The organism is Calothrix sp. UHCC 0171, from assembly GCF_034931845.1.
In the GTDB taxonomy this organism is placed as follows: Bacteria; Cyanobacteriota; Cyanobacteriia; order Cyanobacteriales; family Nostocaceae; genus Brunnivagina.
Genome location: NZ_JAYGHN010000005.1, coordinates 1 through 14,966, shown reverse-complemented (window position 1 = coordinate 14,966; position 14,966 = coordinate 1). Strand labels below are relative to the sequence as shown.

Here is a 14,966-nt window from a genome sequence, read left to right as displayed (position 1 = left end):
ATTTGAATTTATTTTTGCTTTGCTTGAAGCTTGTTCTGCAATCTTCTGGTATCACCCAAGTCATCAGGATGCTTGCCAAAGTCTGGATTTTATCTCTACTAGTTCGATTTTGCATACTCACCAACTTGGAATTTAATTGCCGGTATCGCTCCCATGCTGACTCACCAACGCAAACCCGTGTGCCTTTCGCTTATTTCTACAGACTTACCCGTGTGGTCTGTAGTCGAAACTGCCGCAACATTGTATCAAAAAGATAGCGATCGCTTTCATTTACTTTTAACCGCACCGCACCAAAAAAATAGCGAAAACCCTAGTTCACGATCGCAAAATGAATTATATCCAAGCTGTAACATACCTACACCCGGTAGTCCGAGAATCTTGTGGCTAGAAATATCCCCCTATCGTGTCACAATGACAATGCAAGGGAATACACAGCTAAGTTACCGTCACTTCTGGGAAGAGGGAGTTTACGGTATTAGCAGGTATTGGCTACCAAGTGAATCATTCCAACCCCACGAACCCATTCGTTTGCGAAACTTTACCCGTAGCCTTTGCTTAAGCGGACATCCTCTACCAGAACATTTACGAGTTGAATACGAATTATGGTCTGGAGAACTCCAATTGGGTAGCTATATTTTGAATTTGGAAATTAAACATTAGATGTTAATGGTTAATAGTTAATAGTTAATAAGGCAAAAATTGTCCGTAAAGCTAGATGTTGGAGGCTATAACTGCCTCCAGAATCATTTCTTTTTTACGTATAATTTAAGACTACTACAATAATTTGCTATTAACCAATAATCATGACTTATTACCTATTACTCGTTACTTATGACCTAGTTAACCATTACTAATGAACTATTCACTAGTAATCATGGCTGTTCACCTATTCACAATTAGCCAAAATAACTAGGTTCATTGCCGGGTTTCCATTTGATATTACAACCAATACTTGGCTTTTGCTCCCTGACTATTTCTTTACCCGCAAGTACAGCATCGATTGCGGCACGTAAATCTGAACCCGTTACAGGTAAACCATTACTGGGACGACTGTCATCTAATTGTCCGCGATACGCTAATTTTCTTTGTCTATCAAATAAAAAGAAATCTGGTGTACATGCTGCTGTATACAGTTTGGCAATATCCTGTGTCTCGTCGTAGCAAATAGGATATTGCAAATCAAGTTCTATCGCCATCTTTTTTAAAGCTGCGGGTGCATCATCTGGGTATTTCTCGGCATCGTTGGCGCTGATAGCCACAATACCCAAACTGCTATGCAAATAATCTTTTCCTAATTTTGATAATTCGTTTTGAATATGCTTGACAAAAGGACAATGCTGGCAAATAAACATGACTAGGATTGCTTGTTTATCGGCAAAACTAGCCAGCGAAATTCTTTCTCCCGCCACCACATTAGGTAAATCAAAATCTAATGCTTTTGTTCCCAGTGACAGCATTGTAGACGCAGTTAAAGCCATAAATTAATCCAATAATCTAGATTTATTCATAATCTCTAGCTTATCAGTCTTAAAGACTTCACTTGTTATTTATTATCTTCCCACTAGGAGAACATCCACAAATTATGGGATGAGGAGCTTAACAAAACTAAATCAAGGTTAATAAATAAACGTGGGCGCAATTTCTTGCACCCCTAGAATTTGCTCTATTAAATTTTTCCATCCGCCATCTGCATCTTACAGATTTTGTAAAAAACCAAAAATACCATGTCCGGTAAATACTTCCAAGGCAATCAGCGAGATAAAACCAATCATCGCCAAACGTCCGTTAAGTAACTCTGCATAGGGAGTAAAGCCTGTGCGATCGCCTTGAACGTCTACATATACCTTAGGTTCAACCGCAAAATTATTTAATTTACCAGTCTCGTCAACAATAGCACCTTTATAAGTCATGGGATTTCCTGAAATATTTTTTCTTTATGTAACTAATTGTAAAGCAAACTGTATCTTTTTGTAAAGAAGATTAATCATTATTTTTCTTCCGGGTTTTCCTCTTTCCCGTTTCCTGCTTGAGTTATATGATGGAGGACTGAGAAAAATATTTAGATAAAACCAATTTCCAGGTAGGTCATGCAGCGATTCCGTGTAGAAGTTCTTGCCAAAACCCTAAATCCCCAGCAAGTGATATATGCCGCCATGCACCAAGACTACACGGAGGCATTTGTATATGATGAACGCGATCGCTTTCCGAGTGAAGAGAAATGTGGCGAGATTATTGTCAAACGCTTATTGGCGGGTGATAGAGGACACTTTGGATGTACTGAACATCCCCAAATAGTATTCAACTGTGGTTACTTTCCTCACAGCGTTATGCAGCAAGCACGGACGCATCGCACGGGCGTATCATTTGATGTGCAGTCCTATAGATATACGGGTATTCAAGTAATCGATGTAGTTGATGGTAAAAAAGATATTGAGGATGTTTTCTACCTGCGCCCAGTCGGTTACTATAGCGATCGCCAAGGCAAAAAATATTATTATTCCCCCGAACAGCGTTCAGCAGATTTACAGTGGTGTTGGGAAGCTGCAAAACGTTACAAAGCGGATTTTGAAGCGGGGATGTCCGAAGAACACGCAAGGGGAAAAGTTCCTTTTGATTATCGCCAGCATTTTGTCGTCAGCTTTAATTTGCGATCGCTTTTGCACTTCCTCGATTTACGCTACAAAAAAGACGCACAACTGGAAATTCAAAAACTGTGCGAAATGATGTTTCCCCACCTTGAGGAATGGACACCTGCTATTGCGGCTTGGTATAAATCTAGTCGTCTGGGTAAAGCTAGGCTTTCCCCTTAAGAAGTCTTCGGAGGGTTGATCTGTGACGCAGGTTAATGCGATGCAGTCATTTTCTCACCTCCGAAATATAGTCAGTAGAATAATCCTGATTAAACTTTGGCTAACGTCACAATCTCATCTTGGTCTTGATATTTACCTTGGCGGGCATCATAGCTAGTTTCACAAGGCTCCCCTTCTAAAAATAGTAATTGCACCACACCCTCATTTGCGTAAATGCGACAGTCAGCACTCGAAGAATTGGAAAATTCTAGGGTTAAATGACCTCTCCAAGCAGCCTCAGCTGGGGTGAGGTTGGCAATGATTCCACATCTAGCAAATGTGCTTTTACCGATACAGATAACCGTAATATTACCTGGTACTGCCAGTTTTTCTAGGGCTACACCCAAACCATAGGAATGAGCGGGAAGTATAAAGTAACTACCTTGAGTATCAGTATGAAGTTGACTTGATTCCAGATTTTGGGGGTTAAAATTTTTGGGATCGATAACAGTTCCAGGAATATGACGAAAAATACGGAACTCTTTAGGGGAGAGACGAATATCGTATCCATAGGAAGATAATCCGTAGCTGATGACACGACGTGTAACATCATTTTCGTTGGTTTCGCGAATCAAACTTGGCTCGAAGGGGGTTATCATGCCCTGTTGAGCCATTGCCTTAATCCAAATATCGTTCTTAATCACGTTTAATAATTTCAAGTGGCTCGAAGTATCCGAATAGAGTTATTAGAATACCTTGCGAATGTTGTCACTGGGGAGTGTGCCCATAGCAAACTTGTGGAAATATGGGGGAAGCAATGGAGCGATCGCCAATATATTTCTAAAATATTTGTGGAAATATTGGAAAATCAACTCATACTCTCTCATAATCTATTGGTTTCAAGGTCTTTGGCTACGGCGAATTTCAGTAATTTGATCAGCCACATCCAAAATCGATTTGGGCATTTCGGGTCCAGTGAGAATAATATCCACATTGGTAGGACGTTGGGCTAAAAATGATAAAACTTCGGTTTCTAAAATTAGACCGAGATTAATCGCTAAACTGAGTTCGTCTAAGACAACGAGAGAATACTTACCCTGCAATACCACTTTTTGTGTATGTTGCCACAACTTCTGTAAAGATTCGGTTTCATTTTCTTCAAGGTGTGGTGTATCAATACAACGGGGCAAATCGCAACGAATCCAATCTAATTTTTGTCCTAATTGTATTGGCTTTTCATGCCCTTGATTAATACCACCTTTGAGAAACTGCACAACTAGTACAGAAGTACCTTGTCCGGCAATTCTCAGTGATTGTGCCATTACAGAAGTAAAAAAGTCACGATGCGAGGTAGTAAAAACTTGTATAAGACCCTCAACGGTATACGGTAATTTTAGGGTCGAATTTACGCTAGGAGTCTCTAACTGCACAGCCATATCTAAATGTTTAAAAATACACAATAAGTTAAAGCGAATTTGCTGATATTTGCATGGAAAACTTACCTATAAATCTGAAGTTTTCTGTAATTTTGCGAAGAAATGGTTTATTGACCATGTTGCATTCTTAGTCAAACATTAGGCTCGGACCTAAGTCAAGAGTGGTAAAGATATATATTCGCATTTTCTGGATACTTTTCTCAATCAGTGCGAGTAAAAATAAAAACTAATCTCTGTAAGTAAATATTTGATTCAAGCTGGGAGTGGTAGCAGCTAATTAGTCAATGTTACATTTGCTGTTTGTTTGGGCACAACAGATTGAGAACGTTGTAATTTTGACTGGAATCAGAGGAGTGTTTTTGTGAGATTAGTGATTTTAGGGGGTTCGGGTTCAGGAAAGAGTACGCAGGCACAACACCTTGGTAGTCACTTGGAAATTCCTTTAGTTGCTACTGGTGATGTTTTACGCGCTGCGATTGCCAGTAATTCGGAATTAGGTCAGTTGGCTCAACCTTTTATTGAGAGAGGGGAACTTGTACCAGATGAGTTGATGATAGAATTTGTGCGATCGCGTCTCAAGGAGGCTGATGTTGGGCGTGGTTGGATTTTGGAGGGTTATCCGCGTACTGCGTTTCAAGCGGAGGAGTTAGATTTTTTACTTGATCATTTGGGACAAAAGTTAAATTGGGCAATTTATTTACAGGTTCCGGAAGCAGTAATGGTGAGTCGTTCCTTGGGGCGTTCTTTACCCGATGACCAGCCGGAGATTGTCCAGCGTCGCATAGAATTGTTTTATGACAGGACTATTCCCATTTTGGAATATTATGACCGTCGCCGCCGTTTGTTAACCATCAATGGGGATCAATCACCGGATATGGTTTTGGAAAAGATTATTTCTCTTGTGGGTTGAAATTGATATCGAGAAAAGTTTTGTGGTTTGATATGATTCTACGGATCGACCTTTTGCTTGTAAGATTAAGGAATTATTATTCAAACTAATTTCCAAAGATGATGCAATAGTCATTGAAGATAGAATAAAAGTCTTTGATTAGTCTTTTATAAATATTCTTATAACCTTATTTTACAGTTTCGCCTTCAGGTTGTATTCTCCTAAAATCAAGCAGAAATTGGAGGCAAATCCGATGAATTGGCAACGTCCCGACGGTAGACAACCATTACAACTTCGTCCCGTCAGTTTTGAGCAAAACTTTACTCGGTATGCGCCTGGTTCCGTACTCGCTAAATGTGGCGATACCCATGTACTCTGCACTGTGAGTCTGAGTCAAGGAGTACCCAGGTTTCTTGAAGGTAGTGGCAAAGGTTGGTTAACTGCTGAGTATCGGATGTTGCCGTCAGCAACGCAGCAACGGAGCGATCGCGAGTTAATGAAGTTATCGGGACGGACACAGGAAATTCAAAGATTAATTGGGCGCAGTTTGCGAGCTGCGCTAGATTTTAGTATTTTGGGCGAAAAGACCTTGACAGTCGATGCAGACGTGCTACAGGCTGACGCAGGCACACGTACAACAGCAATTACGGGTGGGTTTGTGGCGTTAGCGAATGCAATTTCTAAATTGTTACAGCAAGGAATTTTAGAACGTTCTCCTTTGATTGGACAGATTGCGGCGATATCGGTAGGGTTATTGCAAGGGGAAGCGTTTTTAGATTTAAATTATGTTGAAGATGTGACTGCTACGGCTGATTTTAATGTAGTGATGAATCAGCATTTGGGAATTATTGAAGTTCAGGGAACTGCTGAGGATGGCTATTTGAGCAGGCAACAATTCAATCAAATTATGGATTTTTCTGAAAAAGGTATTCAACAGCTTTTGATGTTACAGAGGGAAGCCATTTGCGATTGGGATGATTTGTATGTGGGATAGTGATACTATTCATCGCTGATTATTTACTGTTTGCTGTTAGATATTAGTCATTAAAAATTACAAATTACGTATTTTTATGAGCAATGTTTTCGGACTTCAATCTCAGGGTGCTTGGTTATATTCTTTGTGGAAGTTTTCACGTCCGCATACGATTATTGGCACTACTTTAAGTGCATTAGGATTATATTTGATAGCAATTGGTTTAGCTGATGCTAGCTTTACTGTGATTCCTTTATTAGGTGCGTGGATTGCCTGTTTGTGCGGCAATGTTTATATTGTCGGCTTGAATCAACTTGAAGATATTGCGATCGATAAAATCAATAAACCCCATTTACCTTTAGCATCGGGCGATTTTTCATTACTAACTGGAAAATTAATTGTAGCAATCACAGGAGTTTTGGCGCTGATTATTGCCATGACTCAAGGTAAATATTTATTCGGGATGGTTGCCGTTAGTTTGGCGATTGGTACTGCTTACTCTTTGCCACCGATTCGTTTAAAAAGGTTTCCATTTTGGGCTGCTATTTGTATTTTTTCGGTGCGGGGAGCAATTGTTAATTTAGGATTGTATTTGCACTATAATTCTCTTTTCCAACAAACAATCAATATTCCTAATATTCCTGTATCTGTCTGGTTGCTGACAGTATTTGTAATAGTCTTTACATTTGCGATCGCCATTTTTAAAGATATTCCTGATATGGAAGGAGATGCACAATATAATATATCTACCCTCTCAATCAAACTCGGTAAGGAGTCAGTTTTTAAACTTTCTCTTTGGGTAATTACTGTTTGTTATTTAGGCATAATTTTTGCTGGTTTATTACAAATTACTGGTATCAATTCAAATTTTCTAATTTTTAGCCATATAATTCCGTTAGTGGCAATGTGGTGGCGTAGTCAGCAAGTTAACTTAGAAGATAGAATTTCAATAGCTAGTTTTTATCAGTTTATTTGGAAACTGTTTTTTCTAGAGTATTTAATTTTTCCTGTCGCTTGTTTATTAGACTGAAAAAACTTTGATAAGTCTAATTTATTTTGGCTCCTAATTATTGATGACTGTATCAACTGCTTTATCATCTTCCAAAAGCAAGTCATAAAACCAAATCAAAGATTTCAGAAAATACCAAGCTGTCATCACTATCTTAGCTGTCCAAATAATCGGAAAATTACTATATTCCTCCCATTCTTGAATTCTAGCTTGAAATTCCCGCCAAGCGATCGCAACTCCTGCAAAATACGCGAATAAACCAATCCATAGCCAAATAGATGTCAACATATCGTTGTATCTCCATCTTTCCAATATTTAATATCTCTGAAGTATATTAAGTACCTGTTTACACTCAAAACCAATCAAGCGTCTGTAGCACACTCACTTCTAGTTTGATATTTAATTCAATCTACCTGCTGAACCTTGTGTTTCTCTTCTCCCGTAGCAACCTGAAAATTTACATAATTCACGAAAGTAAAAGAATTTGCAACCATCTCAAGTCATATATCTGCCTTACTCATGTTATGGGTGTCATTAAAGTCAGTTTATGCAGTTGTTAAGAACTGCTAATATACTGACACTGCGAAGAATTAGCATATATGCAAATCAAAGCATAATTAAGGACAAACGATGGAAATTTTTCAAAGCCCTACTAATTTAATAGCAGCGACTATTGTATTTTTTGCTGCTGCCATCCTGATTTATTTTGCCTGGAAAACTTTAATTACCTCAAACCTCTATCAGAAAGGGGTAACACTCTATCAAAAAAAAGACTACGAAGCTGCGGAAGCGACTTTTCGACAAGTCATTGCAATTAACTCCACTAATGATGTTGTCCATCTGTTATTAGGTGACTGCTTAATGCAACAAGATAGAGTCAAAGAGGCAATGAAAGAGTTTCAGGATGTAATTCAACGCGCACCCAAAAAAGTTGATGCCTATTTACGTTTGAGTAACGCTTTTATTGCTCAGGGAAATAGGACTGAAGCTATTACTAATCTAGAAAAATCTCGTGATTTATTCCAAACACAAAAACAACCGCAGCAAGCTGAACAAGTTAATCAACTGTTGCAAAAGCTGAAAACTAATCAAAACTAAATATTCTAACTAAATTCGCCTTTTCCTGTAGATAAAAACCCAGTAACTGCTGTAAGTAACTGTTCTAAATAACTCTATTAGATATAGACAGATTTAGGCAGTGATAGATTGATCAAAATTGACTTGTGTGGCTTTTAAATCTAAAAAAAATGACTTCGCAAAAAGGTAAAGTTTATCTTGTCGGCGCTGGACCTGGTAATATTGCCTACCTAACAATCAAGGCTTACAAACTGTTGGAGAAAGCTGAAGTATTGATTTACGATGCGCTCGTGGATACTGAATTGCTGAATTTAGTACCTTTAGACTGTTTACAGTTAGAAGTAGGGAAGCGTGGAGGTAAACCAAGTACACCGCAAACTGAAATTAATCAGTTGCTAGTTAATTATTGCCAAGAGGGTAAACAAGTAATTCGCTTAAAATCAGGTGATCCATTTATCTTTGGACGCTGTACCTCAGAAATTGAAGCATTGAAAACAGCAAAATGTACTTTTGAAATTGTGCCAGGCATTTCTTCAGCATTGGCAGCCCCATTATTTGCCAGTATTCCTTTGACAGATGCAGTCTTGAGTCGAGGTTTTGCAGTAGTGACAGCACACGAACCCGAAGCTTTGAATTGGGAAGCATTGGCGGGAATTGAGACACTGGTGGTTTTAATGGGGGGAAAAAATCTTCCAGAAGTAGTACACCAATTAGTTAAACATGGTAAAAGCCGGAGTACGCCTGTAGCTGTGGTGCGTTATTGTGGAACAGCGCGTCAGCAAATATGGACGGGAACATTAGAAACAATACTGGAAATTACAGCAGGTGTGTCGCTTTCGCCAACAGTAATTATAATTGGTGAAGTTGTGGGGTTACGCAAATATCTTCAACCTGAGAATATAGAGGTAGATGAAACTCTGATAGGTAATTAGGTAATCAACACTCCAAAATCATGCCTACCAACATCTTTACGCCCCCTATTCCCTCTACCCAGCAACCTCTAGCTGGTAAAACAGTATTGGTGACACGTTCAGCAGGACAATCGAGTTATTTTAGTGAATTGCTGATTGAATCCGGTGCAAACGTTGTCGAAATGCCAGCATTAGAAATTGGTCCCCCATCAAATTGGGATAAATTGGATAATGCGATCGCAAATTTATCGAGTTTTAACTGGTTAGTTTTGGCTTCTAGCAATGGCGTTGAATATTTCTTTGAACGATTATTTGCCCAAGGTAAAGATGCGCGTGCATTGACTGGTATAAAAATAGCTGTTGTGGGTGAAAAAACTGCTCAGTCTTTGCAGAAACATAGCATACAAGCCGATTTTATCCCTCCTAATTTTGTTGCTGACTCGTTAGTTGAGAATTTTCCCGAAGAACTGGTTAATCTCAAGATTTTATTTCCCCGTGTCGAAAGTGGTGGACGGGAAGTTTTGGTGAAAGAATTAACACAAAAAGGTGCAGAAGTGATTGAAGTTGCAGCTTACCAATCTTGCTGTCCTAGTCATATACCTCCTTCGGCGGAATTGGCTTTGCAAAGTGGAAATGTCGATATCATTACATTTGCAAGTTCCAAAACTGTCAAATTTTTCTGCCAGTTAGCAACAAGAGTGTTCCCTGAAAATGTGTTGGGCAGTTATTTGGAAGGTATCTGTATTGCTTCAATTGGTCCCCAAACTTCCAAAAGCTGTCAAGATTTAATTGGACGTGTTGATGTTGAAGCTGAGGAATACACTTTGCCAGGATTAACGCAAGCTTTGATTAAATGGGCAAGTCAGTAAAATAAAATTGGTGAGGCGATCGCGATCATCTAATCATCATAGCTTTTAGGGGCGCACAAGTCGAATTGGAGAGATGTAGGGTTTCCGCAGGTGCGATCGCATTTGTATGTTGATGTCAATGAAATTATTGTGCGTCCCACTCTTAGTCTCACAAAAATAACTAATGAAAAAACGTCTGATTGGCTTAACAGGTGGGATTGCAACGGGTAAAAGCACTGTGTCTAAGTATCTTGCCGAAAAATATCAATTACCGATTCTAGATGCTGATATTTATGCACGGGATGCAGTTGCTGTTGATTCGCCAATATTAAAACAAATTTCTCAAAGATATGACAATATTTTACTTGCAGATAATAGTTTGAATCGTCAAAAGTTAGGAGAAATAGTTTTTAAAAACCATAATGAACGTGTTTGGATTGAAAGCTTAATTCATCCTTATGTGAGAGAAAAATTCAATCAAGAAATTACTAAATTTACTTGCGAAACATTAATTTTAGTGATTCCTTTGTTGTTTGAGGTTGGTTTGACTAATTTAGTTACAGAAACTTGGGTTGTGAGTTGCTCTGAAGCACAGCAATTAGCCAGATTAATGCAGAGAAATAATTTAACTTTAGAACAAGCGCAAGCCAGAATTCAGAGCCAAATGCCTTTATCAGAGAAAATAAAGCTTGCTGATGTTGTCTTGGATAATTCGCGAAGTTTGGAAATGCTCTTGAAATCAGTAGATGCTGCCATAAATCAGGCAAAAGTAATTTAATTTTAGTTTTCTGACAGCCAAAAACTTTTAAAAAACAGAAGATTTATTTTCCATTGCTTGAATAAATGCTTCAAATTGTCCATTTGGTGTCCATTGAATTGCTCCATCTTTACCTGTAAATAATAATTGTGTCTTCACATCACCTAATGCAGAGACAATATTAGGCTCAATGTCAGCACTAGTTGTAATTGTCACCTCCGGCTGCAATAATGGAACCAGTTCCTTAAGCGATCGCGGTTGACACCACAATACTTGAGGACGAGGTAAATTTCCAGCTTTAATTAATTGTCGTAATTCAGTTGGTTTGAGATTCCCGACAAATAACCAATCTTTATCGTGAATTCGCATCTGTAAAATCGGTAATTGTTCATTAACTAGTTGCAGAATCGCAGAACCGATGTTTATACTTTGACCAACACTAAGAATTTGATATGTAGCTTGGTTTTGTTGTAATTGCTTCTGAATGACTCCACTAGTCAGAACATTATCAGCTCTAGCTGCATAATCATAGAATACTTTAACTGGTAATTTTGGCAATAACTCTAGCCAACCCCTACTTCCATTCCCTTGAAAATCAGAAGCAACAGCCCAATCAATTTGATTCACACCCTGCTGTTGCAAAAAAGGTAATATTGTGAAGCGTCCCGTACCTTCATCACCGCTATTAATTAACGTTACCTTGCCTTGGTCTTGAATTACTAAAACCGGTTCACTACTAGCCGCTAACATCGTCACTCGAAATAACGTATTGGCTTGATGCCAAGCTGGAATTAATACTAAAGTTAGTGCAATTCCTAATCCTATCCACCAACGACGTTGCCACCAACGTACCAACCAAATCAAAATTAATATTATATAGATAATAAACATTTGCGTAACAGTGATGCTACCAACAGCAAATGAATTTCCTCGTAAATTACTAAAAAAATCTACTAGTCTCAACAACCAGTCAGTTGGATAATGCAAAATACCCGCGATCGCACTCCCAATCCCAGGTACAATCAAAGATGCGATCGCACTAATAAATCCACCAATACTAATTACCGAAATCAATGGTGTACTGGCAATATTTAACACCAAACTATAGGATGGTACAACCCCAAAAACATGCAACTGTAAGGGTAAAGTCCAGATTGTAGCAGCTAAAGGCACAGAAATCAAAGATGCGATCGTTGGTGGTAGCCATCCCAATCTTGTCGTGATTGCGGGAACTGTGACAATTAACCCTAAGGTTGCCAAAAAACTCAATTGAAAACCCAAATCCCAAATCCATAAAGGATTAAAGATTAATAATAAAGTTGCCGCTACTAATAAAGAACCTAGCTGTCTAACTTTTTTACCTAACAGTAAAGCTATTAAAGCTGCAAACCCCATCACCACGGCACGCAATACCGCCGGTTGAAACCCAGTTAAACATAAAAACGTTAGTAAAGCTAAACACCCTACTGTAAATTGAGTTTTCCTTGTAGCACGTTTCGTTAAGCCTAAGACAATACCCAAAATTAACGAAGTTTGGAACCCAGAAGCCGCTAAGGCATGGGCTAAACCTACCTGCACAAATCCATCGCGAATATCATAAGGTAAATCTACAGCTTTACTACCTAAAACCATAGCACTGACAAGTGGACCTTCGGGAACACCCAAAAAACTAACTTGAGATTTCACAATTTGCTCACGAAACTTCCACCATCCCCACTTTTTATCTTCATTCAGAATATTTACCTGTCGTCCACTTAACCCCGCAAACACACCTTCTTTCTGTAAATATTCTCGAAAATCAAAAGCACCAGGGTTGGCAGCAGCTTTTGGTTTATACAAAACACCAGTCACAGCAATTTGCTGTCCCGGATATAATCCAGTTGCCTGTAGTAAAGGTAGAGTTACATATAATTTGCCCGAAACTCCCTTACCTCCACCACCATCTGCATTTTTCACCTCATCTAACTGCTTTGCTTCCATCCAAAACTGTCCCTTGGAAGTACGAGTCAAACGTGGAGTGCTAGTTACAGTCCCCCGTACTACAAAAAGTTGCTCTTGATTGCTATTATTCCCTGGAGGCACCGACTTACTTACATCATTAGTTGTTGGTTGGGGAACCCGATACTGTAGATAAAAACTTGCCAACAAACCCAGTAAACCTGCAATTAACCATATTCTCGGATGCGGATAAACTCGTGGTAATGAGGGTACATGTCTTGATTTTTCCAATCCTCTTGTTTTACTGGGTGGTATTGTACGGCTATGATTTCGCCCTCTTCTAAAGAGAATTACACCTATCAAACCCAAACCGAATATCCAAAAACCACCCCCAGGAATTGCACTAAATAGCAATCCGAGAATATAGCCAAGACATATAATTACACCACTCGCCTGAATCATGGGACTTCTTATCTCAAAAATTTGAGCCTTATTGTCACTATCAAAAAAATCAGCCTGCACAAGCAGGCTTAATCTCTATAATCTCAAAGTACCCTCAAACCAACCTTAAATTTTGAGTTGGTGAATTTTATTATACATAATGCTACTGTTCAACCTAAATACTAATACTTAACTTCAACCCAAATACAGCATGTACAATCAAAACTAAAAATGCTGTACTACCCAAATAAGCATGAAGGTTGCGTAAACCAGCATTTCCAGCAAAAAATTTAGAAATCGCACCATTAATTGCTAATAATACCAAAACACCTGAAGCAGTCCAAAAATGTGGACTCTCCAGAATCGGCTGTTTTTGCATCACTAAAGATAACAAACCACCCGTATAGCCTAAAGCCATAAACGTAAACATTAAAGGAGCAAGTTTGCGATGCTCACTACGACTTTTAATTGCCACTTCCTTATCTTCGAGCAATCTTCCTTGCCAACCCGCATAAACCACGTAACTACCCAAAACAAAAATCACAATACCCATCATGACTGGATGTCCCCAATGGATAATCGGTTCCGGAACATTGAAACTGCGAAACCATGCTGCGATCGGTTCTAAAATATCAGCTAACTTAGTACCCATTCTGCTCTCAAATTTCTGTAATAAAACTTAATCCCAGTAAACAGCATAGATTCTTATATGGAGATTTTGCAAGCGAGAACCTCTGACGAAACTTCTCCAAGATATGCTGACATCCATCTCCCTATATCTCTCCATACCTCTGTACCAGGTATTTTTGAGTCTTCTTCTCAGGGAAACTGTATTAATTTTTACATCTTGAATTTATTTGTACGAAAAGTCAGCAGATTCGACAATATCTGAATAAATAACCCTCTTCCATTGGAAAAGGGCACATCCAATAATTTCTAACTAGCTGTATTTTTGAGCAATGGATAACCAAGCTTTTCGCGCTGTTCCACATACATTTGGGCAACCTTTCGCGCCAAATGTCTAATTCTACCGATGTATCGTGTTCGTTCTGTTACTGAAATTACACCTCTTGCATCCAGTAAATTAAACATATGCGAACATTTAATGACATAGTCCAAACTTGGTAAAACTAAACCCCGATTATTTAATTGCTGTGCTTCCTCTTCATACAAATTAAATAGATTTAACAGCATCTCCGGATTTGATGCTTCAAAATTATACACACACTGCTCAATCTCACCTTGCAAGTGAATATCCCCATAGGTAATATTCTCCGCCCATTGGATTTTAGTCATCGCATCTACACCTTGAAGATACATCGCCAATCGTTCCAAACCATAGGTGATTTCAATTGAAACCGGACGACAATCAATTCCTCCACACTGCTGGAAATAAGTAAACTGGGTAATTTCCATCCCATCCAACCAAACTTCCCAACCAGTACCCCAAGCACCTACTGTTGCATCTTCCCAATTATCTTCGACAAAGCGCACATCATGGTCTTCAGGATGAATTCCCAATACTCTGAGGGAATCTAAATAAATTTCTTGGATGTTATCCGGGGAAGGTTTGATCAAAACTTGATACTGATAATAATGTTGAAACCGATTTGGGTTTTCGCCATAGCGTCCATCTGTGGGACGACGACAAGGTTCTATATATGCGACAGCCCAAGGCTCTGGTCCCAAAGCCCTTAAAAAAGTGTGGGGATTCTTAGTTCCGGCTCCCTTTTCCATGTCGTAGGGCTGGGCGATTAAACAACCGCGATCGCGCCAAAAACGATGTAACTCCAAAATTATTGATTGAAAATCCACTAGCTCTTTCCTTTCTCTGCACAATGCATAAACCATTGTTGCTCAAAGCAGCACGAAGGCGATCGTCATAGGCAAGAAAAAAA

Annotated in this window: 16 protein-coding genes and 1 pseudogene; 8 read left to right on the top strand and 9 right to left on the bottom strand. The window is 38.9% G+C overall.

The features are described 5' to 3' along the window. Positions 1–153 precede the first annotated feature (153 nt). A complete protein-coding gene (locus tag VB733_RS05670) occupies positions 154–660 on the top strand; it encodes a hypothetical protein (RefSeq protein ID WP_323339129.1) in 507 nt (168 codons plus the stop codon). Positions 661–896: 236 nt separating this feature from the next. Here VB733_RS05670 and VB733_RS05665 read toward each other — a convergent pair whose 3' ends face one another. Further along, positions 897–1,478, bottom strand: a complete 582-nt coding sequence (locus VB733_RS05665) for a thioredoxin family protein (RefSeq protein WP_323339128.1) — start codon at positions 1,476–1,478, stop codon at positions 897–899. Positions 1,479–1,694: 216 nt separating this feature from the next. Further along, positions 1,695–1,910, bottom strand: coding sequence for a chlorophyll a/b-binding protein (locus VB733_RS05660; protein WP_323339127.1), 216 nt, complete (start codon positions 1,908–1,910; stop codon positions 1,695–1,697). A gap of 177 nt (positions 1,911–2,087) precedes the next feature. On the opposite strand from VB733_RS05660, the gene thyX reads away from it, so the two are divergent. Then, complete coding sequence (gene thyX / locus VB733_RS05655) at positions 2,088–2,810, top strand: FAD-dependent thymidylate synthase (RefSeq protein ID WP_323339125.1); 723 nt, start codon at positions 2,088–2,090, stop codon at positions 2,808–2,810. A gap of 89 nt (positions 2,811–2,899) precedes the next feature. Here thyX and dcd read toward each other — a convergent pair whose 3' ends face one another. Together dcd and VB733_RS05645 are read right to left on the bottom strand one after the other, a co-directional pair. Continuing rightward, a complete protein-coding gene (dcd, locus tag VB733_RS05650) occupies positions 2,900–3,493 on the bottom strand; it encodes a dCTP deaminase (protein WP_416336293.1) in 594 nt (197 codons plus the stop codon). Between the two features lie 195 nt (positions 3,494–3,688). Continuing rightward, positions 3,689–4,225: a P-loop NTPase family protein gene (locus VB733_RS05645; protein ID WP_323339123.1), complete on the bottom strand. Its 537-nt coding sequence runs from the start codon at positions 4,223–4,225 to the stop codon at positions 3,689–3,691. A 361-nt stretch (positions 4,226–4,586) separates the two neighbouring features. On the opposite strand from VB733_RS05645, the gene VB733_RS05640 reads away from it, so the two are divergent. From VB733_RS05640 to VB733_RS05630, 3 genes are all read left to right on the top strand, one after another. Continuing rightward, positions 4,587–5,135 (top strand): nucleoside monophosphate kinase, encoded by a 549-nt coding sequence (locus VB733_RS05640; RefSeq protein ID WP_323339122.1) that lies wholly within the window; start codon positions 4,587–4,589, stop codon positions 5,133–5,135. A gap of 232 nt (positions 5,136–5,367) precedes the next feature. Beyond that, entirely contained in the window at positions 5,368–6,108 is a 741-nt protein-coding gene (gene rph / locus VB733_RS05635) for a ribonuclease PH (RefSeq protein WP_323339121.1), read from the top strand. 76 nt (positions 6,109–6,184) lie between these two features. After that, positions 6,185–7,117, top strand: a complete 933-nt coding sequence (locus VB733_RS05630; RefSeq protein ID WP_323339120.1) for a homogentisate phytyltransferase — start codon at positions 6,185–6,187, stop codon at positions 7,115–7,117. A 33-nt stretch (positions 7,118–7,150) separates the two neighbouring features. Here VB733_RS05630 and VB733_RS05625 read toward each other — a convergent pair whose 3' ends face one another. Next, positions 7,151–7,384: a hypothetical protein gene (locus VB733_RS05625; RefSeq protein ID WP_323339119.1), complete on the bottom strand. Its 234-nt coding sequence runs from the start codon at positions 7,382–7,384 to the stop codon at positions 7,151–7,153. Positions 7,385–7,726: 342 nt separating this feature from the next. Between VB733_RS05625 and VB733_RS05620 the strand changes: the two genes are divergently transcribed. The 3 genes and pseudogenes from VB733_RS05620 to coaE all read left to right on the top strand — a co-directional run bounded on the left by VB733_RS05620 (position 7,727) and on the right by coaE (position 10,710). Then, positions 7,727–8,194: a tetratricopeptide repeat protein gene (locus VB733_RS05620; RefSeq protein ID WP_323339118.1), complete on the top strand. Its 468-nt coding sequence runs from the start codon at positions 7,727–7,729 to the stop codon at positions 8,192–8,194. 149 nt (positions 8,195–8,343) lie between these two features. Then, positions 8,344–9,953 (top strand): annotated as a pseudogene (cobA, locus tag VB733_RS27495) (uroporphyrinogen-III C-methyltransferase). Positions 9,954–10,116: 163 nt separating this feature from the next. Next, complete coding sequence (gene coaE / locus VB733_RS05605) at positions 10,117–10,710, top strand: dephospho-CoA kinase (RefSeq protein WP_323339115.1); 594 nt, start codon at positions 10,117–10,119, stop codon at positions 10,708–10,710. A gap of 27 nt (positions 10,711–10,737) precedes the next feature. On the opposite strand, the gene VB733_RS05600 is transcribed toward coaE, so the two are convergent. From VB733_RS05600 to VB733_RS05585, 4 genes are all read right to left on the bottom strand, one after another. Continuing rightward, complete coding sequence (locus VB733_RS05600) at positions 10,738–13,089, bottom strand: ComEC/Rec2 family competence protein (RefSeq protein ID WP_323339114.1); 2,352 nt, start codon at positions 13,087–13,089, stop codon at positions 10,738–10,740. A gap of 154 nt (positions 13,090–13,243) precedes the next feature. After that, the gene (locus tag VB733_RS05595) at positions 13,244–13,720 is read right to left on the bottom strand and encodes a DUF4079 domain-containing protein (protein ID WP_323339113.1); all 477 of its coding nucleotides are present in this window, start codon (positions 13,718–13,720) and stop codon (positions 13,244–13,246) included. Positions 13,721–14,004: 284 nt separating this feature from the next. Further along, positions 14,005–14,862, bottom strand: a complete 858-nt coding sequence (glyQ, locus tag VB733_RS05590; RefSeq protein ID WP_323339112.1) for a glycine--tRNA ligase subunit alpha — start codon at positions 14,860–14,862, stop codon at positions 14,005–14,007. Further along, positions 14,783–14,966, bottom strand: a 184-nt coding sequence (locus VB733_RS05585; protein WP_323339111.1) for a hypothetical protein, incomplete at its 5' end; no start/stop codon positions are given. The genes glyQ and VB733_RS05585, both read right to left, overlap by 80 nt.

Coding starts and splice junctions, on each gene's coding strand:
- rph (WP_323339121.1), top strand. CDS start 5,368: ATGAATTGGCAACGTCCCGACGGTAGACAACCATTACAACTTCGTCCC.
- VB733_RS05600 (WP_323339114.1), bottom strand. CDS start 13,089: ATGATTCAGGCGAGTGGTGTAATTATATGTCTTGGCTATATTCTCGGA.
- VB733_RS05665 (WP_323339128.1), bottom strand. CDS start 1,478: ATGGCTTTAACTGCGTCTACAATGCTGTCACTGGGAACAAAAGCATTA.
- VB733_RS05620 (WP_323339118.1), top strand. CDS start 7,727: ATGGAAATTTTTCAAAGCCCTACTAATTTAATAGCAGCGACTATTGTA.
- VB733_RS05630 (WP_323339120.1), top strand. CDS start 6,185: ATGAGCAATGTTTTCGGACTTCAATCTCAGGGTGCTTGGTTATATTCT.
- coaE (WP_323339115.1), top strand. CDS start 10,117: ATGAAAAAACGTCTGATTGGCTTAACAGGTGGGATTGCAACGGGTAAA.
- VB733_RS05670 (WP_323339129.1), top strand. CDS start 154: ATGCTGACTCACCAACGCAAACCCGTGTGCCTTTCGCTTATTTCTACA.
- VB733_RS05660 (WP_323339127.1), bottom strand. CDS start 1,910: ATGACTTATAAAGGTGCTATTGTTGACGAGACTGGTAAATTAAATAAT.
- VB733_RS05645 (WP_323339123.1), bottom strand. CDS start 4,225: ATGGCTGTGCAGTTAGAGACTCCTAGCGTAAATTCGACCCTAAAATTA.
- thyX (WP_323339125.1), top strand. CDS start 2,088: ATGCAGCGATTCCGTGTAGAAGTTCTTGCCAAAACCCTAAATCCCCAG.
- VB733_RS05595 (WP_323339113.1), bottom strand. CDS start 13,720: ATGGGTACTAAGTTAGCTGATATTTTAGAACCGATCGCAGCATGGTTT.
- VB733_RS05625 (WP_323339119.1), bottom strand. CDS start 7,384: ATGTTGACATCTATTTGGCTATGGATTGGTTTATTCGCGTATTTTGCA.